This is a genomic window from Kitasatospora sp. cg17-2 (genome assembly GCF_054031055.1).
The window spans coordinates 7,918,235-7,944,809 of the sequence record NZ_CM132923.1; the positions used below are offsets into that span (position 1 = coordinate 7,918,235).

Below are 26,575 nucleotides of genomic sequence, written 5' to 3' on the forward strand. Positions count from 1 at the left end.
CGCCCGCCCCCTCTTCCCGTCCGCCCGCCGCGCGTCCCCGCGGCCGGTCCGTGCCGCCGGTGCGCTGCTGGTTTAAGCCCGAGCCTAAATGATTACTGCCGAGCGGCGACGCCGGGGTGTGATCGTGACCATGACCACCCCACCGGCGGCGACCGCCGCGCCGAGCTCCGATCTGCCCACCTCCGGGGCGTCACGCCTGCTGCACCCCGATCCGACGGTGCGCCGGCTCGCCCGGATCACCCTGCTCAACACGGTCGGCAGCGGCCTCTCGCTCTCCGTCGGCGTGCTGTTCTTCACCCGCTTCCTCGGCCTGAGCGCCGGTCGGCTCGGTTTCGCGCTCACCGCCGCAGGGCTCTGCGGGGTGCTCGCCAGCGTCCCCGCCGGGCGTGCGGCCGACCGCTGGGGGGCCAGGCCGGTCCTGGTCGCGCTGGTCGCCCTCACCGGCCTCGGCACCGCCGGGTACACCCTGGTGGACGGCTACCCGGCGTTCGTCGCGCTCGCCTGCCTGGTCGCCGCGGCCGACCGGGGCTCGGCCGCCGTCCGCAACGCCCTGTACGCGGAGGTGCTGCCCGCGGACAAGCGGGTGGCGGGCCGGGCCTACCTGCGGGTGGTGACCAACGTCGGGCTCTGCCTCGGCACCGGGGTCGGCGCGATCGCGCTCCAGGTGGACTCGCGGGCCGGCTATCTGACGGCGATCCTGGCGGACGCGGTCTCGTACCTGGCCGTCGCGGTGATGTTCCAGCGGCTGCGGGTGCCGGGGTGGTCGGGTGCGGCGTCCGCCGAGGGTGCCGACAAGGCCGTGGCGGAGGCCGTAGAGCGGGGCCCGGCCGGGGCGAGGGAGCGCAATCCGGCGCTGCGGGACGGGCCGTTCCTGGTGGTGACCGCGCTCGGCTCGGTGCTCGCCCTGCAGTTCGCGATGCTGGAGGTCGGGGTGCCGCTGTGGATCGTCCAGCAGACCGACGCGCCCCGGATCACCGTGGCCGGCACCCTGATCGTCAACACCGTGCTGGTGATCGCGCTCCAGGTCCCCGCCACCCGGGGCACCGAGCACCCGGTCGCCGCCGCCCGGGCCTGCGGGCGCGCCGGGCTGGTCCTGGCCGCCTCCTGCCTGGTCCTCGGCCTCGCCCACGGCATACCCGCCGCGCTCGCCGCGCCGGTGGTCCTGGCCGGCGTGGCCCTCCAGGCGGTCGGCGAGGTCCTGAGCCAGGCCGGCACCTGGGCGCTCAGCTACGACCTGGCCGGCGAGCGCGCGCACGGCGCCTACCAGGGGGTCTTCAACGCGGGCATGTCCGCCGCGCTGATGATCGGCCCGGCCGTCGTCTCGACCGCGGTCATCGGCCACGGCCTGCTGGGCTGGGCCGTGCTCGGCGCACTGCTCGCCGGCGCCGGCCTCGCGATGGGCCCCGCCGTCCGGTGGGCCCGGCGGCGGGGCGAGGTTCCGGCCTGACGCGCCGGGGCCGGGGCGGGCGGCCCGCCGGCTACTCCGGGAGCACCGCGAAGGCCTCGATCTCGATCAGCACCTCCGGCAGGAACAGCGCCGCCACCTGCATCGCCGAACTGGCGGGCAGCGGCAGGTCGCCGAACGCCTCGTTCCGCGCCTCGCGGACGGCCGGCATGTCCGCGATGTCGGTCAGGAAGTACGTCAGCTTCACGACGTGCGAGAAGTCCGCGCCCGCCGCGGCCAGGCAGCGTCGCAGGTTCTCGAAGATCTGGCGAGCCTGCGCCGCCGGGTCGCCCTCGCCGACCAGCCGCCGCTCCTCGTCGAACGCGACCTGCCCCGAGATCGCGACCAGCCGCCCGGTCGCCGTGACCACCTGGGTGTACCCGGTCCCGGGAGCGACCCCGGGCGGCTCGGTGATGTGGGTGGGGCCGCTGCTGGTGGGCTGTGATTCCGTGGTCATGCGCCCATCGTGGCCGACAGCCGATCACCGCACCACGGAATTCCGAGGACGGCCACGGAGCGTCTGGACGGTCCGGCTCCGACCTGGACACTTCCCGCGTGGAGGGTGGGCATGTCAGAGTCGTCCGGGCGCCGCCGTCCACCCGTGGTGGCGGCCCCGTTCCGACCCACCCTCAGCCGGAAAGCAGGACCGCACCGATGAGCAGTGAAGCGCCCTTCGTCCGTGTCGCCACCGAGGACGCCGTCACCACGCTGACCCTCGACTCGCCGCACAACCGCAACGCGCTGTCCCGCCGGCTGATGGCCGAGCTGACCGCCGGGCTGGCCGGGGCGGCCGCCGATCCGGAGGTGCGGGCGGTGGTGCTGACGCACGCGGGCAAGGTGTTCTGCGCCGGGGCGGACCTCTCGGAGGCGACCGGGGCGGACCCGACGGTCGGGCCGCGCGGGCTGGTCGACCTCCAGCGGGCGATCGTGGACTGCGCCAAGCCGGTGATCGCCGTCATCGACGGGCACGTCCGGGCCGGCGGGCTGGGGCTGGTGGGAGCGGCCGATCTGGCGATCGCCGGCCCGGCCGCCACCTTCGCGTTCACCGAGGTCAGGCTCGGTCTCGCGCCGGCCGTGATCTCGCTGCCGCTGCGCCCCAAGCTGGACCCGCGCGCGGCCTCCCGGTACTACCTGACCGGCGAGGTGTTCGACGCCGCCGAGGCCGCCCGGATCGGTCTGATCACCCGGGCGGCCGACGCGCCGGAGGCGGCCGAGGTCGCGCTCAAGGAGCTGCTGGACGCCCTGCGGCTGGGTTCGCCGCAGGGCCTCGCGCACTCCAAGCGGCTCGCCAACGCCGAGGTGGTGCGCTCCTTCGAGCGGGACGCCGACGAGCTGGTCGAGCTGTCGGCGCGGCTGTTCGGCTCGGAGGAGGCCCAGGAGGGCATGCGGTCGTTCCTGGAGAAGCGGCCCGCCCGCTGGGTGCGGTAGGGCCGGACCTCGGACCCGCGACCGGGCTCAGCCGATCGTGGCGGTCTCGCGCCAGAGGGCGAGCAGTGCCTCGTCGCCGGAGTGCTCCACCCGACCGGTCCCGGCGGGCAGCCGGTTCCAGAGCAGCAGGTAGAGGTCCCGGGCCGGGCCGGTGAGGGTCAGGTCGGCCGGGGCCTCGGTGAGCTCGACGGACAGCGGTTCCTCGCTGACCGTCGCCAGCCAGCGGCCGGGCCCGTCGGTCGTGCTGATCTGGACGGTGCGCGGCCGCTCGCTTCGGAGCGTGGAGCGGCCGCGGGACAGGAAGCCGCGCAGCAGTTCGTCGATGCCGTCGAGCGCGAGCTCCGGCGCGGTCGCGGGGCCCTCGGCGCCGGTGGCCGCGTCGGCGTCGATCCGGTGCACGGCCGTCTCGTGCGCCTGTCGGCGGGCCCAGAACGCGAGCGGGCCCGTGGCCGTCGGCAGGAAGGTCCAGCAGTCCAGGTCGGCCGGGGCGGCGAGGAGGGTGTCGACCAGCGCGCCGTGGCCCGCGCGGAACCAGTCGACCAGGACGGCGTCGTCCGGCGTCTCCGCCCAGATCGCCTGCTGGCTCGCCTCGTCCATCGGCGTCGGCCGACCGTCCCGGAGGTGGGTGGTGGCCCAGCGGTGCACATGGCCGGTGTGCAGGACGAGGTCCCGCAGCCGCCACTCCGGGCAGGTCGGGACGGGGGCGTCGAGCTCGGTGCGGGCGGCGGCGTCGGCGAGCAGACCGCCCTCGTGGCGCAGGGCGTCGATGTGTGCGGTGATCTCCATGATCGGGATTCTGGCAGCATCGGCGGTATTCGGACACGCGTTCCCATGGATGGGTGGCGAAAATGTCGCACGGGCGTGTCGACGCGGCCCGTGTGACCTTGGCCGCCTCCGCGCCGGGCGGACCGTACGGACCGGTAACGTGAGCGCATGTCGATCACGCGTTCCCTGTTCAGCGCCGCCAGGGCCGGCGGTCGGCGCGCTGCGGGGCGGCTCGTCCACCGGGGCTGGCAGTGGGTGCAGCGGGCCGGCGCGGTCTCCAGCGAGAACCCCGGGCCGTACCGGTTCGGCGAGCTCGGCGCGGGGACGAAGCTGAGCTTCCCGCTCGGCGCGGTCTTCAACGAGCAGTGGATCACCATCGGGCCGTTCTCGATCATCGGCGAACGGGTGACCATCAGCGCGGGCTTCCTCCCCGGCCTGGACCTCGGGCCCGAGCCGATCGTGCGGATCGGCGGCGGCTGCGTGATCGGCCGCGACAGCCACATCGTCGGCCACCAGTCGATCGTGCTGGGCGACGACGTGTGGACCGGCCCCGGCGTCTACATATCCGACCAGGCGCACGAGTACCGGGAGACGGACCTCCCGATCGGCAAGCAGTGGCCGCGCAACGAGCCGGTGGAGATCGGCTCCGGCAGTTGGATCGGCACCGGGGCGGTGATCCTCCCCGGTGCCCGGCTGGGCCGCAACGTGGTCGTCGCGGCCGGCTCGGTGGTGCGCGGCGAGGTGCCGGACCACACGGTCGTGGCGGGCGCGCCGGCCAAGGCGGTCCGCCGCTGGACGCAGGAGGAGGGCTGGCAGCCGCCGTTCCGCAACGAGCCGCCGAGGCCGCTGCCGGACGACCTGACCGCCGCGCAGCTGCGCGCGCTGGCGGGCTGGGACCTGCGGCTGCCGGGCGAGTCCGAGGTCTGAGGCCGGGCGGCCGGGAGCCGAGCGGCAGGCCCTAATTCGGTTGCCGCCGCTCCGCGGGGTCGGATAGGAAGCTCGCATGCTTCGAGGAGAGAAGATCGGGCTGCGGGCCCGGCACGAGGACGACATCCCGGTCCTGCTGACCGAGCTCCACGACGACGTGGCCAACTCCTCGCGGGCCGAGAGCGCGCCGTGGCGCCCGATCCCGCCCGGCTCGAAGGAGTCCCGGGTCTCGCTGGACCGCACGGACGACGCGGTCGTGCCGTTCTCCGTGGTGGAGCTCGACAGCGGCGCGCTCCTCGGCAGCGCGAGCCTGTGGGGCATCGACAACCACAACCGCACCGCGCACCTCGGCCTCGGGCTGCGCCCCTCCGCCCGGGGGCGGGGCCACGGCAGCGAGGTGGTCGCGGTGCTGTGCCACTACGGCTTCGTCGTGCGCGGCCTGCGGCGGCTGCAGGTCGAGACCCTCGCGGACAACGCCGCGATGCTCCGCGCCGCCGAGGGCAACGGCTTCGTCCGGGAGGGCGTGCTGCGCTCCTCCGCCTGGGTGATGGGCGAGTTCCTGGACGAGGTGCTGCTCGGCCTGCTGGCGCAGGACTGGAAGGCCCGGGGCTGAGGAACGGCCCGGGGTCAAGGGGCGGCCCGGGGCCGAGGAACGGTGCGCGGCTAGGGAACGGTCGGGGTGCCCGGGGTGTGCCCCGCGGCGGCGCGTTCGGCGTCGCGGGCGGCCAGGGCGGCCGTGATCCGGGGCAGGTCGGCGGGCCGGGTGGGGTCCAGGTCGGTCCGGACGGCGATCCGGCGGAGCCGGTAGTCCACGGTGTTGGGGTGCAGGTGGAGCACCTGGGCCGTGTGGCGTCTGCTGAGGCCGCCGGCGAGGTGCACCCGCAGGGTGGTGAGCAGTTCGCTCGCCTCGTCCAGCGGCGCGAGCAGTGCGGCGAGCCGTGACCGGGCCCGGCTGGGCCGGCTGAGCTGGTACTCGACCAGCAGGTCGTCCAGCCGGTGCAGTCCGGGCGGCCGTCCGACCGCCAGGGCGACCTCCAGGACCTCCGCCGCGAGCGCGGACGCCGCCGGGACCTCGGCGGGCACCGAGGCCGACCCGCCCGCCCGGACGGTGACGCCGGCCGCGCGGGCGACGCGTCGCAGGGTCTCGGCCAGCCGCTCCCAGACCTGTTCGGGCACGGCCTCCGGGTCGTGCTCCAGCGGGACCAGCACCACGCCGCCGGCGGCGGTGAGCGCGGACAGCGCCGACTGCCGGGTGGCGTGGTCGAGTTCGGTGCGCAGCCGGCGCAGCTTGCGGTGCCCCGCCACCGCCCGGTCGACGTCGGGGGAGCGCTCGTCGGGGTGCTCGGCGACGGCGAGGCGCAGCACCGCGTAGGCGGGCGGCAGGCCGATCCCGGCCCGGGCGGCCGCCGACTCGGCCCCGGCGGGCGCGCCGTCCAGCAGCGCGGCGACCAGGGCGCCCCGGGCGGCCCGCCGTTCGTCGGCGTCGCCGCGGCCCTCCGCCAGGTATCCGGCGCAGGTCGCGGCGGCGGCCCGGCGCAGGTGGTCGAGCATCAGCCGGTTGAGCAGCAGCAGGGCGGCGGCGTCACCGTGGTCGGCGTTCCGGGTGATCAGCTCCCAGCAGACCTCCATGCCGAGGTGGTGGGCGAACAGGACGGCGTCCAGCGGCACGCCCTCCTCGGCGCGCCGGGCGGCGGCCTCCCGGACGGCGGCGAACTCGCCCTCGGGGGCGGGCAGTCCGGTGCGGACGGCGTGGGCGAGGGCGCGGATCCGGCGTGCGGCGACCGGGACCAGTTCGCCGGTGGCCAGTTCGCGGGGGAAGCGGCGGTAGGCCGGCACCCGGTCCAGCAGTGCGGCGACCACGGCCTCGGCCAACTCCGGTACGGCGCTCAGCAGACGCTGGTCGGCGGCGGTGCCGCCGATCACCGGGATCCGCCAACCGGCGGCGGTGGGGGGTGAACTGTGACCGGTCACAGAGAACTCCGTCGAGGTCTGGAAGCCGCCCGAGACCCAGGTCGGAGGGGCGACCGCAGGATGGAGGCACTCGGGTTACCTGTTGGTAACAAACTTCCGCTCCGGAGGCAACCGTTGAGAACCCCACTTCTCCGCTCCGCCGCAAGGCTGGTGCGCCGCAGGCTCCTTGGGGCCACTGGTGCGGCGCTCCTGGCCGGCGCGCTGCTCGTCGGCACCCCCGCCGGCGCGGCCCGGGCGGCGGACGCGACCCCCACCGCGCCCGCCGCCGCTGTCGCCGCCCCGGCTGCCGCAGGTGAACTCCCGCCCGACGGCGACACGGTGGCCTCGCCGCCCGGCGCCAACGACTGGACCTGCCGACCGACCGCCGCCCACCCGAACCCGGTGGTCCTGGTGCACGGCACCTTCGCCAACCGGTACGAGAACTGGCTGGTGCTCTCGCCGCTGCTGAAGAGCCTGGGCTACTGCGTCTTCGCCCTGGACTACGGCACGGTCCCGGGCATCACCTCCTCCGGCAGCGGACTGCTGCTGCCGATCGGCGGTCTCGCCCCGGTCGCCGACTCGGCGGCCCAACTCGGGCGATTCGTCGACCTGGTGCGCGGCGCGACCGGCGCGGCCGAGGTCGACCTCGTCGGCCACTCGCAGGGCGGCATGCTGCCGAACTACTACCTGAAGTTCCTCGGCGGCGCGGCCAAGGTCGGCAAGCTGGTCGCCCTCGCGCCGTCCAACCACGGGACGACGCTGGACGGCATCACCAACCTCGCCCCGTACTTCCCGCGCGTCGCCGAACTGATCTACACGGCCTGCGCGGCCTGCCGGGACCAGGCGGTCGGCTCCGACTTCAACCGGCGGATGGCCTCCCGGCCGGACACCGTCCCCGGTGTGCGCTACACCGTGATCTCCACGGTCTACGACGAGGTCGTCACGCCGTACCGGAGCCAGTTCCTGGACGGCGCGGGCGGCGCCGGCGCGGCGGCCGTGGACAACGAGGTGGTCCAGGCGCACTGTCCGCTGTCGCTCGCCGAGCACGTGGCCGTCGCCTTCGCGCCGACCGCGCTGCACCTGGTCACCAACGCGCTCGACCCGGCCCACGCCACCCCGGTGCTCTGCGGCTGAGGCCGCCACCACCGGGGCCGCTCAAGGCCGTTGCCGCCGCGCGGGAAGTCGGACGGGCCGACCTCCCGCGCGGCGGTCCGGTGTGCCGGGTGTCGGTGGGGGCGGGGATACTGCCGTGGACCGAGGACAGGAGAGTGGCGTGGGTTTCGTCGACGAGGTGCCGGTGCCGGCGTCGGAGGACTGGGCGGACTGGCTCGTGTACGCGCGGGCGCTGAGCGGGGCCGGTGATCCGCGGGGGGAGGCGATCCGGCTGGAGCACCGGGGAGTGCCGGCCGACGACCCGGAACTCGCGGCGCTGTACCGGCGGGTGGAGCGGGAGTCCGGGCTGGACGGCCTCCGGGCGGACGGGTCGTGGCAACTCGGCTGGTCCCGGGGCTTCCTCGACACCGCGGTGTTCCGGCTGACCGAGGAGAACGGCCCGACGGGCGAGGCCGGCCCGGCGGAGGGGACCGGTTCGGCAGGGGAGACCGGCCCGCGCCGCCGGGCGCTGGTGCTCCGGCTCCTGGCGGAGCTGCCGCACGGCGGCACCCACGACCCGGACGACCCCGAGCAGTGGGAGGCTGTCCTGGTCGACGTGCTGCTGCGCCACCCCGCCGCCGGGCGGCTGCGCAGGCTGGAGCTGCACCTGACGGACCACCACCACTCCGCCGGACGCGCCGCCGCGGCGCTCGCCGCCCGGCAGCGGCCCCGGCTCGCGGAGCTGTACCTCGGTCACCACTACGACACGCTCTTCGAGCTCCACCGGACCTCGGCGGGCCGCCCGTTGGAGGTCGAGCGGTACCTGCACGACCCGGTGGTCCCGCACGGAACGGGCCGGGCGCTGTGGCCCGCGCTGCCCGCCCTGCGCACTCTGGAGCTCGAAGGCGCGTTCCTGTTCGACGACGTCGTGCACGAGGAGTTGACGCACCTGCGGACCAGGGGCGCGGTCTTCTCGGACGGTTCCCTGTTCGGGACGTCCACGCCGGGCCTGGTCACCCTGGAGGTGGAGATCGACCACGACGTGCACGGCACCGTCGGCAGCAACCTCCAACTGGAGGAGCTCGCCCCCGCCGGGTACCCCCGGCTGCGGCACCTCGACCTGGGCGCGGCGGTCTTCGAGCCTGAGGAGGACGGTGACCTCGTCCTCCTCGCCGGGAGCCCGCTGCTGCCCCAGCTGGAGAGCCTGACCGTCCGCGAGCTGGTGATCGAGGACACGGGTGCGGAGCCGGGCCCGTTGGAGGTCCTGGCCGGGCTGGCGCCCCGGTTCGCCCACCTCGAACTGCGAGTGGAGGGCGACATCGAGGTCGAGGGGGCCGACGAGCGGGAGCTGGAGCGCGTGCTCGCCGCTCTCGGTCGGGAGCCGGGCGCCCCCTAGACGGCGCGCAGGGTGAGCACGGCGGTGGTGCCGGTGGGGTGGAGGGCGTGGGTGGCGGGGGCGGTGAGAAGGGCGGCGTCGTAGCGGGCGAGGGCGGTGGTGGCGTCGAGGGCCGCGGTGCCGGACAGGCAGACCAGCAGCACGCTGGTGCCCTCGGCGACCACCAGTGTCCGGGGCTCCGTCACGAGGGCCAGGTCGGCGGTGGCGCGGCCGCGCCGGGTCATCACGTTGAAGTCGACCAGCGGGCCGCCGAGCAGCCGGCAGTCGGTGGCCGCGTCGCCGGAGAAGGCGAACGGGCGGAACGGCGCGTCGACGACGTGCTCGGTGCCGTCCACGGTCAGGGCCATCCCCGGGCCCTCGACCAGGGTGATCACCCGGTCCACCCCGGCGAAGGCGGAGAACGGTCCGGCCGACCCGACGTCGGCGAGGCTGACCCGCCACGCGAAGTCGTCCAGCCCCGAACCCGCCGGGTACCCGGCGACCTCCCTGGTCACCCCGCCGCCGTTGCGCCAGGCGGTGGCGGGGCGTTCGGCGGCGCGGAGGAGCTGGACCGGTCCGGTGCTGTTCGTCATGGCGCGATCCTCGCACGGGCCCGGAGACGCGGGGGAGCCTTCCGGCGGGCCCCGCGGTCGGCAGGGCTCAGCGCCGCCGGACGGCCAGCGGGAGCAGGGCGGCGGCGGTGGCGGCGACCGCGACCGTGGTGAGGGCGAGCGGCAGGCTGGTCGCGTCGGCCAGGAAGCCGATCACCGGCGGGCCGATCAGCATGCCGCCGTAGCCGAGGGTGGAGGCGAGGGCGACGCCCCGGGGACCGCCGACGGCGCCGGCCTGGGCGATGGCGAGCGGGAAGAGGTTGGCCAGGCCGAGGCCGACCAGCACGAACCCGGCCAGGGCGAGTGGGACCAGCGGCGCGAGCGCGGCCAGCAGCATCCCGGCCGCCGCGGTGAACCCGCCGAGCAGCATCACCCGGTGCTGGCCGAGCCGTACGGACAGCCAGGTGCCGCCGATCCGCCCGGTGGTCATGGCGAGGGCGTAGGCCACGTAACCGGCGGCGGCCGCCTGCGCCCCGGCCCGGACGTCGTCCGTCAGGTGCACGGTGGTCCAGTCGGCTATCGCGCCCTCGCCGTACGCGGTGCAGAACGCGGTGAGGCCGAGCAGCAGGACCAGCACGCGGCCCGCACCGGCGGTCCCGCCGCGCGCGGAGGAGGAGGAAGAGGAGGCGGCGGAGGCGGTGCCCACCGGTCGCGCCGCGGGGCTGCGGAGCAGGGCGGCACCCGCGAGCGCGGTGACCACGAGGCCGAGCAGTCCGGCGGCCGCGAGCCACTGGGCGGCCGTCAGGGTGCCGGCGAGCAGGCCGCCCGCACCGGCGCCGAGCAGGCCGCCGAGGCTGTACCCGGCGTGGAAGCTGGGCATGACGGGGCGGCCGAGCTCGCTGACGATCTCGACGGCGGCGCTGTTCATGGCGACGTTCGCCCCGCCGTACCCGGCGCCGAAGAGCAGCAGGACGCCGCCGAGCGCGGGCACCGAGTGGGTGTGCGCGGGCAGCGGGACGGCGACCGCGAGCAGGGCGAGCGAGGCGACGGTGATCGGCCGGGAGCCGTAGCGCAGGCAGAGCCGGCTCACGACCGGCATGGTGGCCACGGCGCCCGCCGACACGCAGAGCAGGGCGAGGCCGAGCGCCCCGTGCGAGGCGCTGACCTGGTTGCGGATGTCGGGGATCCGGACGACCCAGGCGGCGAAGAGCAGGCCGTCGACGGCGAAGAAGGCGGTCAGGGCGAGCCGGGCGGCGCCCCAGGTGGAGAGGGCGGACGCGGGGACGGTGCGGGATCGGGCGGAGATGCTGCGAGACTGGGGGGAGGGCCGGTCGGCGGGGGCATGGGGACGAATTTTGTTTCGGAGCGGCACAAAGTAAGAATAGGGACGTGCAGCTCTCACCTTCAAGTCCGAAGCCCGGGACCGGGGCCGAACTCGACGCGCAGCGCGACGCCCACCGCCGCGCGGCCCCCGACCGCGGCCGGACGCTGCTCGGTCCGGCGCTCCAGCTGATCCACACCGGCCAGACCCCGACCCGCTCGGCGCTCACCCGCGCGCTCGACGTCACCCGGGCCACCGCCGGCGCCGTCACCGCCGAACTGGAGGCGCTCGGGCTGATCACGGTCGACTCCCGCCCGGCCGGCGGCGGCCGGGGCCGGCCCTCGCACCGGCTCGCCATCGACCCCGCGGGCCCCGTGGTGGTCGCCGGACAGATCCACGCCGACGGCCTGAGCGTCACCCTGGCCGGCCTCGGCGGGCTGCTCGACCCGCCGGTCCACCTGCCGCTGCCCGCCGCCACCGACCCGGTGCGGATGCTGCGCGCGGTGGCCCAGGCGGGTGCCGAACTCGCCCGCGCCACCGACCGCCGCTGCCTCGGCGCGGCGCTCGCGCTGCCCAACCCGGTCACCGAACCGGACGGCACGGCACTGGCCGCGCTGCACTTCGCCTGGCCCAGCGGCACCCCCGTGGCGGACCTGTACGACGTCGAGGTGGGGCGCGCCGAGCACGGTCCGGGGGCGTTCGACCCGCTGCCCACCTCGATCGCCAACGATGCCAACCTGGCCGCCCTGGCCGAGTACCGGCACGGCGCCGGACGCGGCGCCCGGCACCTGCTGCTGGTCACCTCCGGCCATCGCGGGGTCGGCGGCGCGCTGGTCATCGACGGGCGGCTGCACACCGGCAGCGCCGGGCTCGCCCTGGAGGTCGGCCATCTGACCGTCGATCCGCAGGGCCGCCCCTGCCCGTGCGGCAACCGGGGCTGCCTCAACTCCGAGACCGATCCGGACGCGCTGTTCGCCGCCGCCGGTCTGACGCCGGACCCGGACCGGCCGCTGCTGGACCAGGCCGGTGAGGTCTGCCGGGCCGCCGCCGTCGACGAGCGGGCCCGGGCGGCCGTGGAGCACGTCATCGACCGGCTCGGGCTCGGGCTCGCCGGGGTCGTCAACATCCTCAACCCGGACCGGGTGGTGCTCAGCGGGCTGCACCGCGACCTCCTGGACGCCGCGCCGGACCGGCTGCGGGCGGTGGTGGCCGACCGCAGCCTGTGGGGGCGCAGCGGCCGGGTGCCGATCGTCGGTGCGGAGCTGGCGCACAGCGCGTTGGCCGGGGCGGCGGAACTCGGCTGGCGCCCGTACCTGGCCGATCCGCAGTCGGTGCAGGTGGGGTAGCGGGTCCTTCGGATCCCGACCGGCGGCCCTCGGGGGCCGTCGGTCCCGGCGGTCGATAAGCGGAGCCTGGGGCTTCGCATAATGTCACTTATCGTGACACTCGTACACTCGTAGTGAGCGCATCGGAGGGGGGCTTCGAAGAACTCGCAGAATCGCAGAACTCGCACGAGGAGAGTGGCAGGCCATGGGCACCGAACCGACCGTCGACGTCGACCGTACCGACGCGGAGTACCGGAGCTGGCTCAAGGAGGCGGTCCGCAAGGTCCACGCGGACGCGAACCGCTCGGCCGACACCCACCTGCTGCGCTTCCCGCTGCCCGCCGAGTGGGGCATCGACCTCTACCTCAAGGACGAGTCCACCCACCCCACCGGCTCGCTCAAGCACCGGCTGGCGCGCTCGCTCTTCCTCTACGGGCTCTGCAACGGCTGGATCCGCCCCGGCAAGCCGGTGATCGAGGCGTCCAGCGGCTCCACCGCCGTCTCCGAGGCGTACTTCGCCCAGCTCGTCGGAGTGCCGTTCATCGCGGTGATGGCCAAGTCCACCAGCCAGGCCAAGATCGACCTGATCGAGTTCCACGGCGGCGAGTGCCACCTGGTGGACCGGCCCGACGAGGTGTACGAGGCCTCGGCCAAGCTCGCCGAGGAGACCGGCGGCCACTACATGGACCAGTTCACCTACGCCGAGCGAGCCACCGACTGGCGCGGCAACAACAACATCGCCGAGTCGGTCTTCGCCCAGCTGCGCCTGGAGCCGCACCCCGAGCCGGCCTGGATCGTGGCCACCGCCGGCACCGGCGGCACCTCGGCGACCATCGCCCGCTACGTCCACTACATGCAGTACGACACCCGGATCTGCGTCGCGGACCCGGAGAACTCCTGTTTCTTCGACGGCTGGGTGCGGGAGGACCCGGACGCGGTGTGCGACCGGGGTTCGCGGATCGAGGGGATCGGCCGGCCCCGGATGGAGCCGAGCTTCGTCCCCGGGGCGATCGACCGGATGATGAAGGTCCCGGACGCCGCCTCGATCGCCGCCGTCCGGGTGCTGGACGGGGTGCTCGGCCGGAAGGCGGGCGCGTCCACCGGGACGGGGCTGTGGAGCGCGCTGCGGATCGTCGCCGAGATGCGGGCGGCGGGGGAGCGCGGCAGCGTGGTCACCCTGCTCTGCGACCCGGGCGACCGCTACCTCGACAAGTACTACGCGGACGAGTGGCTGGCGGGGGAGCGCATCGACATCGCGCCCTACCGGGCCGGGCTGGAGGCCTTCCTGGCCGGCGGAGCCTGGACGGGCTGACGGGCTGACGGGCTGACGGGCTGACGGGCTGACGGGCTGACCGGCTGACCGCCGGCGCCCGGCCCCACCACCCCGTCGAGCTACGGCACTCGGGGCGCCGGCAGGTCGGTGGGGACGAGCAGCTGGAGGTCCTCGGTGGACGGGTCGTCGAGCTGGGCCACCCGCATGGCGTGCCGCTCCACCATGGTCTCGAAGACCTGGCGGGCGGTCCGGCCGTTGCCGAAGGTCGGGCCGCGCTCGATGCCGGCGAAGTGCTCCAGCAGCGCCAGCGCGGTGGTGTCGGCCAGCGCGTACTCGTGCTCGGCGCACTGGGCGCGGGCGATCTCCAGCAGCTCCTCGGCCGTGTAGTCGGGGAAGGTGACGGTCCGGGAGAAGCGGGAGGAGACACCGGGGTTGGCGGACAGGAACCGCTCCATCTCGGTGGTGTAACCGGCCACGATGACCACCACCTCGTCCCGGTGGTCCTCCATCAGCTTCACCAGGGTGTCGATCGCCTCCCGGCCGAAGTCGCGGGCGCCGTCCTCGGGCGCGAGCGCGTACGCCTCGTCGATGAAGAGCACACCGCCGCGGGCCCGGTCGAAGGCGGCGGCGGTGCGGATCGCGGTGGAGCCGATGTGCTCGCCGACCAGGTCCACCCGGGCCACCTCGACCAGGTGCCCGCGCTGGAGCACCCCGAGCGAGGCGAGGATCTCGCCGTAGAGCCGGGCCACCGTGGTCTTGCCGGTGCCGGGGGCGCCGGTGAAGACCAGGTGGCGGCGGAGCGAGGGGGCCTTGAGACCGGCCTGCCGGCGCCGCCGGCCGACCGAGATGAGGTCGATCAGGGTCCGGACCTCCTGCTTGACGGTGGCCAGGCCGACCAGTCCGTCGAGTTCGGCCAGCGCCTCGTCGGCGGGCCGGCAGTCCGGGATCGGCCCGATCACCGCGGGCGCGGCGGAGGCCAAGGAGCCCGTGGAGGCGGCGAGTTGGGCGCGCGGGCCGGGGATCTCGGTGGTCGGCGGCGGCAGTGCCGCCACATCGTCCGAGGTGCAGCCCTCCACCACCGGGCCGGGCTCGGAGAACTCGAAGCCGGCCCGCTCGTTCTGCTCGGCCCGGCACCGCGTCAGCACCGTGCGGCAGCCGTCGATGATGTGGAAGCCGAAGCCCTTGCCGTGCGAGACCCGGCAGTCCTCGAAGGTGCCCCGGCCCTGGGCGGAGACATAGACGCCGGCGTCCGATCCGGCCCGGACGGTGCAGTCCCGGAACACCGGGTCGGCGCCCTTGGTGACGATCACCCCGGTCGCCACGTCGGAGATCTCGCACTTGGTCAGCAGACCGCCGCTGCCGTGGTCGCGGAACCACAGCCCGGTGCCCGCCTCCTGCACCCGGCAGCCGCTGAGCGTCACCGTGGCTCCGCCGCTGACCGACACCGCGGAGCTGCGGATCCGGCTGAACGAGCAGCCCTCGGCGACGGCGGCGGAGTCGCGGTCCAGCACGAACAGGGCGTCCGGCAGGTCGTGCAGGGCGCAGTCGGTGAGGGTGAGCCGGGCGCCGTCGCTGACCCACAGCGCCGGGTACTCGCCGTTCGAGCCGTGGATCTCGCAGGACTCGGCGCTGGCCTCGGTGCCCTGGTCCCAGACCGAGAGCGCGCCGCGCCCGAAGTCCCGCACGGTGGAGTTGGCGAGGCTGAGCCGGGCCCGGCCGCGCAGGTCGGCCGCGTTCTCGGGCAGGTCGTGCACCCGGCAGCCGGTCAGGACGAGTTCGGCCTCGCTGTCGAGGGTGAGGCCGTTGCCGGTGACCCGGTGGATGTCGCAGTCGACCAGCCGGCCGCCGGCCCGGTCCTCGGCCTGCACGCCGCTGCCGCGGATCTCGTAGATCTCGCAGCCGGTCAACTCGGCGGCGCTGCCCGGGTCGGAGATCAGGACGCCCGCGCCGGTCGCGTGGTGCACCCGGCAGCGCTCCAGTGCGGCGGTCGCGCCGCCGAGCACGGCGAGCCCGGCCTGACCGGCGGAGGACACCTCGCAGTCCTCGAACGCCGCCGCGGTGCCGGGACCGCGCAACCGCAGTCCGAGCCCGTCCGGGTTGGCCACCGTGCAGCCCCTGAGGGTCGGCCGCGCGCCGTCGACGATCTCGAACCCGGCGGCGGAGCGGGTCTCGACCCGGCAGCCGGTGAAGGAGGGGGCCGCGTCCGGGCCGGACACCAGCACGGCGGGGGAGGAGCGGTCGCTGCCCTCGATCACCAGGTCCCGGACGGTGGCCGAGGCCGTCACGGTGAGCGGGACGCCGCCGGGAGGGTCGATCCGGACGGTGCCGGGGCCCTGGGCGGGGACGATCGTGACCGCCTTGTCCACGACCACGTTCTCCCGGAAGGTGCCCGACCGCACGGTCACCGTGTCGCCGGGTTCGGCGGCCGCCAGGGCCTCGGTGAGCGTGTCGTACTCGCCGGCGCGGCGCCGCCAGCGGGATGCGCTGTCCTGGGTGACCCGGACCCTGTGCTCAGCCATGACGGTTTGTTGTCCCCACCTTCATCGAGCCGGCGATCTGCGGACCGGACGCACGCGGGCGCCGTTCGCCCGGACGCGGCGCACGGGGTGCGCGGGTCGTCCGCCCACCGTAGCGCGCCCGCACGGGTGCTCCCGCCGTTCCGTACCGCTCGGTGGCGGGCGGGGCCGGGCGCCGTCGCGGGTTCACCACATGCTTCAACGAGTGCGCACAGTTCCGGTTCCGGGACGCGGGTGCGGAACCGGTCTGGGGCCGGTGGGGCGCGGGTGGGGTGAAGCGGGGGAGCAGCGGTTGCGGGGCCGGCCGGGAGCCCCGGATGCGGCGGCCGCGCGCGGGTTCCGGCGCGTGGGCGCCCGCCCCGTGCGCCGGGAGCGCGCGGTGGCGGCCGCCCACCGGGGCCGGGCGGTCAGACCAGTCGGTCGGACGGCCACTCCATGCCGTCCTCCAGGACCTCGACCTCGTCGCCGAGCCGCAGCGTGCCCAGCACCTCGCCCTCGACACCGGCCGGCCGCTCCGGCACGAGGTTCTGCCCGAACGCGGCCTTCTTCAGCAGCCGGTGGTGCCGGGCCAGGGTGCGCAGCGGCTCCGGGCCGCGCCGCTCGCCGCTCTCCTGGTCGGTGGTGGTGACCACGCAGCGCCCGCACGGCTTGACCACGCGGAAGGTCAGTCCGCCGATCCGGATCCGGCGCCAGCCGTCCTCGGCCCAGGCTTCGCTGCCGGAGACCACCACATTGGGGCGGAAGCGCTCCATCGGCAGGGTCTCGTGGCCCTCCGGATGCTCCTCGGCGATCAGGGCGTTGAGCTCGGCCAGCGAGGCGGTGGTGGCGAGCAGCAGCGGGAAGCCGTCGGCCATCGAGACGGTGTCGCCCGGCGAGGAGAAGTTCGGGTCGACGGGCCGGGCGCGCGGGTCGTCCAGGTGCACCAGCCGGTAGTCGCCGAGGTGCTCGGCGATCCACAGCTGGGCCTCCTTCTCGGCCTCCGCGGCGTGGAAGCGGGTGCCCCAGACCTCGACGTCGGCGAGCTGGTCGCCGAGCGCGACCGAGGGGGCGGGGATCTCGGCGCGGGAGCCGCCGGGCGTGGTGAGGACGAGGGCGCCGGTGGCGGTCAGCTCGGCGCGGACCTGGCCGAGGGCGGGGTTCTCGCGCTGGCTGACGAAGCGGCCGGTGGCGTCGGCGAGCATCCAGCGGCGGTCGCCGGCCAGGCCCCACGGTTCGACGCGGGCGCTACCGGGGCTCAGGCGGTACATGGACTTGACGGGGTAGACGTGGAGTCCGGTGAGCTGCATGCCTCCATCCTGCCAGCCCCGTCCGGACCGGCCGCGGGTGAGTCCCGCGTCGCCCGCGGACCTCGCCCGGAGTCGCCGGACCCGTGCCCGGAGTCGGGACCGGACCCGCCCCGGAGTCCGTGCGCGGACCCGCGGCCGGAAGGCGTCGGGGGCGGTCCCGCCGCAGACTGCCCCGACACGCTGCCCGAACGCGCACGGACCGCCCGGAACGCCGCGTGGGGCGGCGTTCCGGGCGGTCCGTGGATGACCCGTTCTCCGTACGCCCGGCGTCGTTCGGTGCGCGCCGGGTGGTGCTCAGGTGGTGCGGGTCCGGGCCGGGTGGGGGTCCGGTCCGGGGTGGTGTCAGTAGCCCTGGGCCTGCGGCTGGTAGCCCTGCTGGTACTGGCCGTGCTCGCCGTACGGGCCGGGCCGCTGCGGCTGCATCGGGCGGACCGGGGCGACCGGAGTGACGGCCGGACGCAGCTGGGCACCGCCGAAGGACTGGTCGGCCGAGCCGCCGAAGCCGCCCTGGTTGCCGCCCTGGCCGCCGAAGCCCTGCGGTCCGCCGAACGACTGCTGGCCGCCGAAGGACTGCGGACCGCCCTGGGGCTGGCCGGCCGCGCCGTGCTGACCGGCCGGCTGCGCGCCGAAGGTCTGCTGTCCGCCGTTGCCGCCGACGAAGGTGTTCTGGCCGCCGAAGCTCTGGCCGCCGGAGGGCTGGTACCCGCCGGTGGAGGCCTGGGTGAAGCCCTGGGACGGGGCCTGCGGGCGCTGGCCCGGCAGGTAGGGCTGCGGAGCGCCGTACCCGGGGACCGCCGGCTGGGGCGCGGCGGCGTACGCGGGGGCGGGCTGCGCCGGGATGTACGTGGTGGCCGGACCGGAGGGGGCGCTGCTCGGGCCGGGGCCCAGGGCGAGGCGGGCCGGCGGCAGGGCGGGGAGGTTGCCACCGGGACTGTCGTACCCGGAGCCGTACCGGTTCTCGTAGGACTGGGCGGGGAGGCCCGATCCGTAACCGGTCGACATGGCCGGCGGCAGGGCGGCCGGCACGTTGATGGGCGCGATCTGCGGGACACCGCGCTCTGCGACGAGGCTGTCGTAGATGGGCGTGCCGGAGGAGAAGGACGGAGAGGGGTAGCCGACTCCGTCGTAGGAGCGGGGCGAGGTCATGGGGCATACGGTAAGCCCACAACGAGCCTACTGAGGAGACTGGGAGGCGGAGCAGTTCGAGTGTTTACACAAGCTTCGCTCGAACAAAGGTTTCGAAAGTAGTAAGAACGGACAAATTGGCGATGACTTCAGGCCACCCGTTGCCCGCTCCGGGGGCTCGAACGGGGCCCGGACGCGGCCGCCGAAGCCCCGTGCGGTGACGGGGCGGTGGACGGTTCGGGGACTGTCGAAGAAACTTCTGCGGGCAGGGCGTGTACCGGCGCATTCGAGCCCCCGCCGACGGCGCGGCGGGGGCTCGTGAATGTTTCGGGGATAAAGTCCCCATCAGAGCTTTCGCGGGGTTTGTCCGGGCCGCGGAGGGCCCGCGGAGGGCCCGGCGGCGGCCGGATCCGACCGGTCGGATCCGCTGAACGCCGCTGGAACGCCCCCGACTTGCCGTCGGCCCGGTCCCGACCTGCCGTCGGACGGCTCCCGGCCCGCCGTCGAGCCGCCTTCGGCCCGTCGTCCGGTGGCCACCGAACGGCCACCGGACCGTGGTCCGGGTCCGCTCAGTGCACCGGGGCCGGCCGGGGAGTGCCGCCGTTCTGGGCGGGGAAGCCCGGCAGGCCGGCCACCTCGGAGGTGCAGAACGAGCAGCGCACCGCCGCGACCGGGATCCTGCTCAGGCACTCCGGGCAGTCCGCCTTGGCGACCGGCGCCGGCTTGTCGCCGTCGAGGCGCGCCTGGAGCTTGCCGACCGGCACCACCACGATGAAGTAGATCACCGCGGCGACCAGCAGGAAGCTGATCAGCGCGTTGATGAAGACGCCGTACGGGAACCGGGTGCCGGCCACCTCGAAGGTCTTCAGGGTGAAGTCGCCGACCGCGCCGGTCGCGACCCCGATCAGCGGGGTGAGGAAGGCCGTCACGAACCCGGTGACCACGGCCGTGAAGGCCGCGCCGATCACGATGCCGACCGCGAGGTCGACGACGTTTCCACGCAGCAGGAAGCTGCGGAATCCCTTGAGCACCGGGAACTCCAAATCCGTACGGGGAGAGGTGGGACGGGACCACGGGCCCCGGCCGGACATCCTGCCGACCGGGGGTGCCCCCGGTCCAACCGCGTTCACCCGATCCGCGTAACGGCGACCCGGCCCGGCGCGGTCGGATCAGGCGGAGCGCAGACGCTCCGCGTACGGCTGGATCCGGACCACCGCCTCGGCGATCCGGCGGACCGTCGGCGCGTCCATCTGGGACCACAGCGGCACGGTCAGCACCGAGTCGGCGAGCCGGTCGGTGAGCGGCAGGGTCTCGGCCTGGCCGAGGTGGGCGTAGGCCCGCTGGCGCTGCACCGGCGGGTGGAAGTAGCGCCGCGAGTCGATCCCCTCCGCCCGCAGGGCGTCGGCGAGTTGCCGCGAGTCGAGGCCGAACGCCTCGGCGTCCAGGATGAGCGTGAGGTCCTTGAAGGTGGAGGTGTCGCCCTCCTCCGGCAGGGCCAGCCGCAGCCCCGGCAGGCCGGCCGTGACCGCCGCGAACTCGGCCACCAGCGCGCCCCGGTGGACCACCCGTTCGGGCAGTCCGGCCAGCCAGTTGAGGCCGACGGCGGCGTGCAGCTCGCTCATCCGGGCGTTCAGGCCGGGGAACAGCGTGTCGTAGTCGCCCGGGTTGCCGTAGTCGCGGGCGGTGCGCAGCCGCCGGGCGAGCGCGGCGTCCCGGGTGGCGACCAGGCCGCCCTCACCGGCCACCGCGACCTTGGTGGGGCTCATCGAGAACACCTCGGCGTAGCCGAAGTTGCCGATCGGCACGCCCTTGCGGCGGCTGCCGAAGCCGTGCGCGGAGTCGTACACCAGCGGCACCCCGGCGGCGTCGGCGACCTCCTGGAGGCGCTCGACCTGGCAGGGCGTGCCGTAGACGTGGGTGGCCATGAGCGCGGCCGGGCGGTCGGCGGCCGCCAGCCTGGCGGCGGCGTCCTCCGGGTCGAGGGTGATGTCCCGCTCGCGGGCCTCGGCGAACACCGGGGTGCCGCCGGCCCAGTGGGCGGCGTGCGCGGTGGCGGAGAAGGTGAATCCGGGCATCACCACCGCCCGTCCGCCGTCCACCTCGGCGGCCTGGAGCACCAGCATCAGTCCGGTCGTGCAGTTGGAGACCGCCACCACGTGCGGCACCTCCAGCAGCGCGGCGGCGGCCTCCTCCAGTTCGGCGACGGTGCGGCCGTTGGTGAGCTGTCCGCTGTCGAGCACGGTGCCGAGCCGCTCCAGCAGCGCGGCGCGGTCGGGCACCTGGACCCGGGTGAGCGGCAGCCCGTCGGGGAAGGCGGGAGTGCCGCCGAGGGCGGCGGGCAGGGCAAGGGTGTCGGTGGTCATGGCGCGGTCGATCCCCCCTGGGACGTTGACGGTGACGGTGACACGATGGACGACGGTGGAGCGGTGGACGGTGGTGAACCGTTGGACGGCGGTGGGGCGGTGGACCGGACGGTCGGTGCCGCCGCTGCCGCCGCCGCCACGGGTGGGGCCGGGAGCCCCGGTGGCTCGGGTGTCCGCCGGGCGCCCCACTGCCCGGGCGAGACCCGCCAGACCGGTGGCGGCCGGCGGGCCGAGGTGCGGCCCCGGCCCGCGGTGGTGGCCGGGACGACCAGCAGCACCAGGGCGAGCGGCAGCACCTGGACCCGTTCGCGGGACAGGATGCCCATGTTGTTGATGGTCGAGAAGGCCCAGCAGAACAGCAGCGTGTAGACGGCGGCGAAGGCCACGTACGAGCGCTGCACGAACAGCCGGGGCAGCCGGGACAGCCGTGGCCAGGCCCGGACGAACATCACCAGCAGCGCGAAGCACTCCACCGACTGGATCAGGTTCTGGATGTTGGACGCCTCGAACGGGAACGGCCGGAACAGCACGCTGATCACCGCGACCGGCAGCCCCGCCGGATTGAGGCTGAACTTGGGCGCGGCGTCCTCGGGCGCGGTCGCGTTGATCATCGAATTGCCCTGGCTGGTGCGTCTGGAGGTCTCCGAGAGCACCTGGTTGACGGCGTCGCCGCCGGTCCCGTCGGTGCCGAAGAAGGTCGAGACCTGTTGGAGCATCAGCACCGCCATCGCGCCCAGCACCACGGCGGTCAGGATGGTGCGCAGCGGCCCCAGCGCGCTGACCTGCTGCGGACGGCGGCGCAGCACGTACGCGACCATCAGCCCGGCCCCGGCCAGCGCGGTGACGTGCGGGCGGACCATCGCGGTGCCCACCGAGCCCAGCACGATGCAGACGAAGGCGCCGAACCGCCGGTCCAGCAGCCGCGCGGTGCCGTAGGTGGTGAGGCCCAGACAGAACATCATCCAGGCGTCCTTGCCGATGCTGGACGGCCAGAACAGCAGCGAGGGCAGGAAGAAGACCAGCTTGGCGTACTTGCGGGTGTCCGCCTCCGGGAAGGCGATCTGCAGCGCCCGCCAGAACAGCAGCAGGCCCCAGAAGCCCAGCCAGGAGAAGACCAGGAAGCCGCCGATCAGCGAGGGGCCGGTGATCGCGTACACGATGCCGGTGACGATGATGACGAAACCGGTGCCGGCGACCTTCATGCCCAGGTCGTAGTGGACGCCGCCGAGCAGGTCGGCCTGGTCCAGGTAGGCGGCGAGCTCGGTGCCCTTCTGGTGGTACATCTTGGCGTCGGCCGCGCCCCCGTACAGCACGAAGGCCATCAGGTAGCGGGGGAAGGCGCAGAGCAGTTTGGCGGTCATCGCCAGCAGCAGCAGCCGGAAGACGTCCCGTTCGGGATTGGCGGCCGCGATCCGGGCCAGCAGCGGGGTGCCGATCGCCATCAGCGCCGGGAGGATCAGCAGCGCGCCCCAGGTGTCGTACGAGGTGTGCACCGAGGCGAGCACGAAGAGCGTGACGTAGCCGGTGACCAGGGTGGCGGCGAGGGCGGACGGCCAGGGGACGCGCCGGAGCACCGCCGACGCGGCGCCCGTGGCGGCGGTGCCCGTGGCGGCGGTACCCGGTCCCCCGGGCGCCGCCGCCATCAGAACACCTCCAGGTCGCCGAGGCTGAACCGCCAGTCGGCCAGGGTGAGCGGGGTGGCGCCGCCCGGGCTGCGGGCGGCGAGGGTCATCCCGGTGCGCGGGGCCCGCAGGTAGCCGGCCCGCAGCGCGGCGTCGGCGGCCTCGGTACCGGGGGAGAGGTGGGTGGCGACGTGGTCGCAGCCGGACTCCCGGGCGGCGGCGCGCAGCAGCCGGACGGCGCTGTCCCGGTCGCCGGGGCGGACCACCAGGTCGGCGAGGGTGAACTCGGCCAGCGGGCCGCGCCGTCGGGGCCGGCCGACGGCCAGACCGGTCAGCTCCTCGCCGCGGTGCACGGTGAGCACCCGGTAGTCCAGGCCGGGGGCCTCGCCGTACCGCCAGCGCAGGAACTCCGGGGTGCGGTGGACGGCCAGCCGGCGGTCGGCGGCGTCGGCGGCGGCGCGTTCGCGCAGCAGTTCGGCCAGCGCTCCGTGGGTGCCGGTCACCGCCGGATCGGCCAACCAGTCCCGGGCGGTGGGCAGTCGGCAGTCCGGGGGGCCGGTCGGCCCGGCGGCCGGACGGCGGGCGAGGGCGGCCCGCGCACCCCGGGCGAAGGCGGCCGGGCGGACGGCGCGGACCGCGATCGGCACCCGGCCCAGCTCCTGCCAGCCCATCTTCCGGTAGCCGGGCAGGCTGTTGCCGTTGGGTGTGTTGAACACCAGCTCGGTGTCCCCGGCGACCTCGTCGAGCAGGTCCAGGGTGAGCCGGCGGAAGATGCCGCGGCCCTGGAAGTCGGGGTGGGTGGCGGTGTCCACGGGCCGGACGGCGTCGACCGTGCGGCCGTCCGCGCCGCCCGTCCGCCACTGCCAGCGCAGGAAGAGGCGGACCCCGGCCAGCCGGCCGTCGGCGGTCTCGGCGACCAGCCCGGGGCTGGCGCCGAAGGGATTGTGGAGGTGCTTCCAGGCGAAGAACTCGGCGGTGCGGGTGCCGGTGGGTCCACCCGCCAGTGAGGCGGTGAGCAGGTCGAGCACGGCGGGGAGGTCGGGCTCGGCCGGCGGGCGGAAGGTCAGCTCGGCGGGGGCGGGCAGGGCGCTCACGTCCGGACTCGCTCTCCCATCGGTGGTCGGGGGGTCAACGGGGAAACGTCGGTGCTCCGGAGTACTCCGGGCGCGGGTGGTCCGCTCAGTGCCGCAGGACCCGGGCGTACACCGCCTCGACGGCGCGCTGGGCGCCCGCCACGTCGAAGCGCTCGGAGCGCTCCCGGGCGGCGGTCGCGAGCCGGGTCCGCAGGTCGGGTTCCTCGGCCAGCCGGGCGAACGCGTCGGCCAGCGCGGACGGGTCGCCGGGCGGGACGAGGTAGCCCTGCTCGCCGTCGTCCAGTACCTCGGGCATGCCGCCGACCCGGGTGACCACCGAGGGCAGTCCACTGGTCATCGCCTCCATCAGGGCGACCGGCAGGCCCTCCTGGCGGGAGCTCAGGGTGAACACGTCCAGCGCGGGCAGCAGTTGCGGCACGTCCGAGCGCGACCCGGTCATCAGGACGGCGTCGGCGATGCCCAGTTCGGCGGCCCGGGCGCGCAGTTGCCCCTCCAGCGGTCCCGTGCCGATCAGCACCAGCCGGGCCCGGGGGTGGCGGCGCAGCAGGTCCGCGTGGGCGGCGAGCAGGGTCGCCTGGTCCTTCTTCGGGGTCAGGTTGCCGACCGTGCCGACGACGAACGCCTCGTCCGGCAGGCCGAGTTCGGCGCGGGCGGCGGCCCGGGCGGCCGGTCCCCCGGACGCTCCGGCCAGGTCGGGGCCGTGGTGCACCACGGTGACCCACTCGCCGGGGCGGCGCCGGCCGGGCGGGACGGTCCGGGCGACGGCGTGCGAGACGGCGATCACCGCGTCGTTGCGCCGGTAGGTGAGCGCGTTGGCCCAGCGGGTGGCCGGGCGGTAGCGCTCCCAGACGTTGTGCTCGGTGTGCACCAGGCGCGGCCCCCGGCCGGTCAGTGTGGGCGCGAGCAGCCGGGCGGCGGCGGCCGGCACCGGCATGTGGGTGTGCACCAGGTGGTACCGGCGCTGGGCGAGCAGCCGGCGCAGCCGCAGCGGCCAGCGCGGATCGGCCCGGCCCGGGGTGCCGGGGACACCGCCCAGGCAGTGCACGGCCACCCCGGCCTCGGTGAGCGCCGGGGCGAGCGCGTCCTTCCACGGCAGGACGTAGGCGACCTCGATCCGGTAGCGCGAACGGTCCGCGTGGCGGGCGCAGTTGAGCAGCAGTTGCTCGGCGCCGCCGCGGCCGAGGCCCTTGGCGAGCCACAGCACCCGGACGGGGGCGTCCGCCGGCCCGGGGCCCGGGGCCTGTTCCGGCACCCGCTCCGGCACCTGCTCCGCCGCCCGCGGGGAATCGTCCAGCGGCCCGCTCATCGCTCCTCCGCCTCGCGCAGCAGGGCCGGCTCGCCCTGGCCGCCGCCGGGCCCGTGGCCGTTGGCGCTGTTCGGACCGGTGCCGTTCGGACCGGTGCTGCCGGGGCCGGTGCTGCCGGGGCCCGCGCTGTTCTGACCGGCGCCGTCCGGGCCCTCGCCGTTCGCCCCGGCCGAGCGCCGCGCCCAGCTGGGAGTGGTCCGTCCGCCGCCGCGCTCCCCGGGCGGTTCGGCGGCCCGCTCCGGCCCGGGGGCGGACGCCCGCTCCGTCGTCGGCCCGGACTGGCGCGGCAGGGCCGCCTGCTGCGGCTGCTGCTGCCCGCCCCGCCCGGCCGGTCCGGACGCCCCGGCGACGCCCGCGGGCCCGCGCCGCCGCCGCCCGGAGCGGCCGTAGGTGCCGAGCAGGGCCACACCCGCCACCGGCACCCCGGTCCGGGAGAGCAACTCGGCCACCCGGTCGGCCTGTTCTGGGGTGACATTGCCGCTGCGCACGGTGACCAGCACCGCGTCCGCGTGCTGCACCAGGTCGTAGGCGTCGTTGGCGTGCAGCAGCGGGGAGGTGTCGATCAGCACGACGTCGGCGTGCGGCCGGACCCGCCGCAGCACATCGCCGGCCCGCAGCACCAGGGCGGCCGGGTACGCGGTGGTGTTGCCGCCGGTGATCAGCGAGACCCCGGCGACATTGGTCGGCCGGATCAGCTCGTCCAGCTCGTCGAGCCGCTCACCGCTGAGCAGTTCGGCCATCCCGGGCCCGTCGCCCACGCCGAGGTGGGTGTGCAGCTGCGGGTGGCGGAAGTCGCAGTCCAGGACGAGGACGCCGCGGCCGGTCTCGGCGAGCGCGGCGGCCAGGTTGGCGATGGTGATGGTCCGGCCGTCGCGGCTGCCGCCGGAGGCGACCAGCACCACCGGCGCCGGCTCGGTGAGCGGACGCGGGGCGGCCCGCTTCGGGTCCCGGTCGTCCCCGCCGACCGGCCGGGCCAGCGTGTCCGGGCCGGTCAGCAGCAGGGTGGAGCGCAGCGAGCGGTAGGCCTCGGCGGCCGGGTCGGACGGCCGGGCGCGCACCAGCGGTTCGCGCACCCGCCGCTGCCGGCGGGACAGGAGCGGCACCTCGCCGATCACCGGCAGGTTGAAGGCCTCCTCGACCGCGTTGCGGCTGCGCAGCCGGGTGTCCATCCGACTGAGCATCAGCGCCGCGACCACACCGAGCGCGAGGCCGAGGAACACCGCCAGGCCCAGCCGCACGCTGCGGCTGGGGGAGGAGAGCAGGTTGCTGGTGCCCTGGCGGGCGTCGATGCTGCCCCACTGCTGGATGGCGTCGGTCTGGGCGCTGTTGGCCAGCTTGCTGATCGTGGTGAGGGTGGTGGTCAGCGCGGTGTTGGCGGCGGTCAGCTTGGGCTGGAGCTTGGGCTGGTCGGCCGGGGAGGAGCGGTTGTACTGGGCCTGGATGTCGTTCAGCTGCTGCTGCTGGGCGTCCGCCTGGGCCTGCAGCTTCTTGATCGTCTCCGCGGCGCTGCGGGCCGACTCGTCGCTGTAGCCCTTGATGATCGCGGCCGAGTAGGCGGTGGCCAGGTCGGAGCAGGACTGCCCGGTGGGGCCGGTGGTGGCGATGGTCAGCATCTGGGGGCTGTCGGCGGTGACGGTCCGGCGGGCGAGCACCTCGGAGGCGTCGCCGATGCCGAGCTGTTTCGCGGCGGCCGCCGCGACGTCCGCGCCCTGGGCGTAGGAGAGCACCTGGTCGGCCCGGACGGTGTCGCGGCGGCGGCGACCGGGGTGATCGCGACCTTGCACTTCCATTTGGCGTTGTCCACCGTGTCAC

At 75.2% G+C, this 26,575-nt stretch carries 22 protein-coding genes; 8 read left to right on the plus strand and 14 right to left on the minus strand.

Annotation, left to right across the window (positions count from 1 at the left end; translation table 11 throughout):
* Positions 1 to 130: 130 nt before the first annotated feature.
* Complete coding sequence (locus ACW14Y_RS33365; RefSeq protein WP_456984578.1) at positions 131 to 1,447, plus strand: MFS transporter; 1,317 nt, start codon at positions 131 to 133, stop codon at positions 1,445 to 1,447.
* A 31-nt stretch (positions 1,448 to 1,478) separates the two neighbouring features.
* On the opposite strand, the gene ACW14Y_RS33370 is transcribed toward ACW14Y_RS33365, so the two are convergent.
* Positions 1,479 to 1,901 (minus strand): RidA family protein, encoded by a 423-nt coding sequence (locus ACW14Y_RS33370; RefSeq protein WP_456984580.1) that lies wholly within the window; start codon positions 1,899 to 1,901, stop codon positions 1,479 to 1,481.
* Positions 1,902 to 2,098: 197 nt separating this feature from the next.
* On the opposite strand from ACW14Y_RS33370, the gene ACW14Y_RS33375 reads away from it, so the two are divergent.
* A complete protein-coding gene (locus tag ACW14Y_RS33375) occupies positions 2,099 to 2,872 on the plus strand; it encodes an enoyl-CoA hydratase family protein (protein ID WP_266273279.1) in 774 nt (257 codons plus the stop codon).
* A gap of 27 nt (positions 2,873 to 2,899) precedes the next feature.
* Here ACW14Y_RS33375 and ACW14Y_RS33380 read toward each other — a convergent pair whose 3' ends face one another.
* Positions 2,900 to 3,658, minus strand: coding sequence for a maleylpyruvate isomerase family mycothiol-dependent enzyme (locus tag ACW14Y_RS33380; RefSeq protein WP_456984582.1), 759 nt, complete (start codon positions 3,656 to 3,658; stop codon positions 2,900 to 2,902).
* A 147-nt stretch (positions 3,659 to 3,805) separates the two neighbouring features.
* Between ACW14Y_RS33380 and ACW14Y_RS33385 the strand changes: the two genes are divergently transcribed.
* Positions 3,806 to 4,564: an acyltransferase gene (locus ACW14Y_RS33385; protein WP_380306323.1), complete on the plus strand. Its 759-nt coding sequence runs from the start codon at positions 3,806 to 3,808 to the stop codon at positions 4,562 to 4,564.
* Between the two features lie 76 nt (positions 4,565 to 4,640).
* Complete coding sequence (locus ACW14Y_RS33390; RefSeq protein ID WP_402724899.1) at positions 4,641 to 5,177, plus strand: GNAT family N-acetyltransferase; 537 nt, start codon at positions 4,641 to 4,643, stop codon at positions 5,175 to 5,177.
* Positions 5,178 to 5,227: 50 nt separating this feature from the next.
* Here ACW14Y_RS33390 and ACW14Y_RS33395 read toward each other — a convergent pair whose 3' ends face one another.
* Positions 5,228 to 6,535, minus strand: a complete 1,308-nt coding sequence (locus ACW14Y_RS33395; RefSeq protein ID WP_456984585.1) for a PucR family transcriptional regulator — start codon at positions 6,533 to 6,535, stop codon at positions 5,228 to 5,230.
* Between the two features lie 114 nt (positions 6,536 to 6,649).
* On the opposite strand from ACW14Y_RS33395, the gene ACW14Y_RS33400 reads away from it, so the two are divergent.
* Both ACW14Y_RS33400 and ACW14Y_RS33405 read left to right on the plus strand, forming a co-directional pair.
* On the plus strand, positions 6,650 to 7,648 hold the full coding sequence (locus ACW14Y_RS33400) for an esterase/lipase family protein (protein ID WP_456984587.1): 999 nt from the start codon (positions 6,650 to 6,652) through the stop codon (positions 7,646 to 7,648).
* 139 nt (positions 7,649 to 7,787) lie between these two features.
* Entirely contained in the window at positions 7,788 to 9,002 is a 1,215-nt protein-coding gene (locus ACW14Y_RS33405) for a hypothetical protein (RefSeq protein ID WP_456984589.1), read from the plus strand.
* Here ACW14Y_RS33405 and ACW14Y_RS33410 read toward each other — a convergent pair.
* Positions 8,999 to 9,574: a HutD/Ves family protein gene (locus ACW14Y_RS33410; protein WP_380306329.1), complete on the minus strand. Its 576-nt coding sequence runs from the start codon at positions 9,572 to 9,574 to the stop codon at positions 8,999 to 9,001. The two genes, ACW14Y_RS33405 and ACW14Y_RS33410, sit on opposite strands and share 4 nt — an antisense overlap.
* A 67-nt stretch (positions 9,575 to 9,641) precedes the next feature.
* On the minus strand, positions 9,642 to 10,904 hold the full coding sequence (locus tag ACW14Y_RS33415) for an MFS transporter (protein WP_456984590.1): 1,263 nt from the start codon (positions 10,902 to 10,904) through the stop codon (positions 9,642 to 9,644).
* Between the two features lie 116 nt (positions 10,905 to 11,020).
* Here ACW14Y_RS33415 and ACW14Y_RS33420 point away from each other — a divergent pair, with 116 nt between their 5' ends.
* Positions 11,021 to 12,199 (plus strand): ROK family protein, encoded by a 1,179-nt coding sequence (locus tag ACW14Y_RS33420; RefSeq protein WP_380390460.1) that lies wholly within the window; start codon positions 11,021 to 11,023, stop codon positions 12,197 to 12,199.
* A 184-nt stretch (positions 12,200 to 12,383) separates the two neighbouring features.
* Positions 12,384 to 13,490 (plus strand): PLP-dependent cysteine synthase family protein, encoded by a 1,107-nt coding sequence (locus ACW14Y_RS33425; RefSeq protein ID WP_380306333.1) that lies wholly within the window; start codon positions 12,384 to 12,386, stop codon positions 13,488 to 13,490.
* An 80-nt stretch (positions 13,491 to 13,570) separates the two neighbouring features.
* Here ACW14Y_RS33425 and ACW14Y_RS33430 read toward each other — a convergent pair whose 3' ends face one another.
* The 9 genes from ACW14Y_RS33430 to ACW14Y_RS33470 all read right to left on the minus strand — a co-directional run bounded on the left by ACW14Y_RS33430 (position 13,571) and on the right by ACW14Y_RS33470 (position 26,553).
* A complete protein-coding gene (locus tag ACW14Y_RS33430; protein ID WP_380306335.1) occupies positions 13,571 to 15,970 on the minus strand; it encodes a right-handed parallel beta-helix repeat-containing protein in 2,400 nt (799 codons plus the stop codon).
* Positions 15,971 to 16,374: 404 nt separating this feature from the next.
* A complete protein-coding gene (locus tag ACW14Y_RS33435; protein WP_380306337.1) occupies positions 16,375 to 17,253 on the minus strand; it encodes an MOSC domain-containing protein in 879 nt (292 codons plus the stop codon).
* A 342-nt stretch (positions 17,254 to 17,595) separates the two neighbouring features.
* Positions 17,596 to 18,399, minus strand: a complete 804-nt coding sequence (locus ACW14Y_RS33440) for a DUF6643 family protein (RefSeq protein WP_380310866.1) — start codon at positions 18,397 to 18,399, stop codon at positions 17,596 to 17,598.
* Positions 18,400 to 18,947: 548 nt separating this feature from the next.
* Complete coding sequence (gene mscL / locus ACW14Y_RS33445) at positions 18,948 to 19,409, minus strand: large conductance mechanosensitive channel protein MscL (RefSeq protein ID WP_266273267.1); 462 nt, start codon at positions 19,407 to 19,409, stop codon at positions 18,948 to 18,950.
* Between the two features lie 138 nt (positions 19,410 to 19,547).
* Entirely contained in the window at positions 19,548 to 20,741 is a 1,194-nt protein-coding gene (locus ACW14Y_RS33450) for a DegT/DnrJ/EryC1/StrS family aminotransferase (protein WP_380390450.1), read from the minus strand.
* Positions 20,738 to 22,384, minus strand: a complete 1,647-nt coding sequence (locus ACW14Y_RS33455; protein WP_456984593.1) for a hypothetical protein — start codon at positions 22,382 to 22,384, stop codon at positions 20,738 to 20,740. Before ACW14Y_RS33455 ends, ACW14Y_RS33450 begins: the two co-directional genes overlap by 4 nt.
* Positions 22,384 to 23,457 carry a GNAT family N-acetyltransferase gene (locus ACW14Y_RS33460; RefSeq protein WP_456984594.1) on the minus strand — a complete coding sequence of 358 codons (1,074 nt, stop codon included), beginning with the start codon at positions 23,455 to 23,457 and terminating at the stop codon, positions 22,384 to 22,386. The genes ACW14Y_RS33455 and ACW14Y_RS33460 overlap by 1 nt, the downstream gene beginning before the upstream one ends.
* Positions 23,458 to 23,542: 85 nt before the next feature.
* Positions 23,543 to 24,763, minus strand: coding sequence for a glycosyltransferase (locus ACW14Y_RS33465; protein ID WP_380441918.1), 1,221 nt, complete (start codon positions 24,761 to 24,763; stop codon positions 23,543 to 23,545).
* The gene (locus ACW14Y_RS33470) at positions 24,760 to 26,553 is read right to left on the minus strand and encodes a hypothetical protein (protein WP_456984596.1); all 1,794 of its coding nucleotides are present in this window, start codon (positions 26,551 to 26,553) and stop codon (positions 24,760 to 24,762) included. Before ACW14Y_RS33470 ends, ACW14Y_RS33465 begins: the two co-directional genes overlap by 4 nt.
* Positions 26,554 to 26,575: the final 22 nt, after the last annotated feature.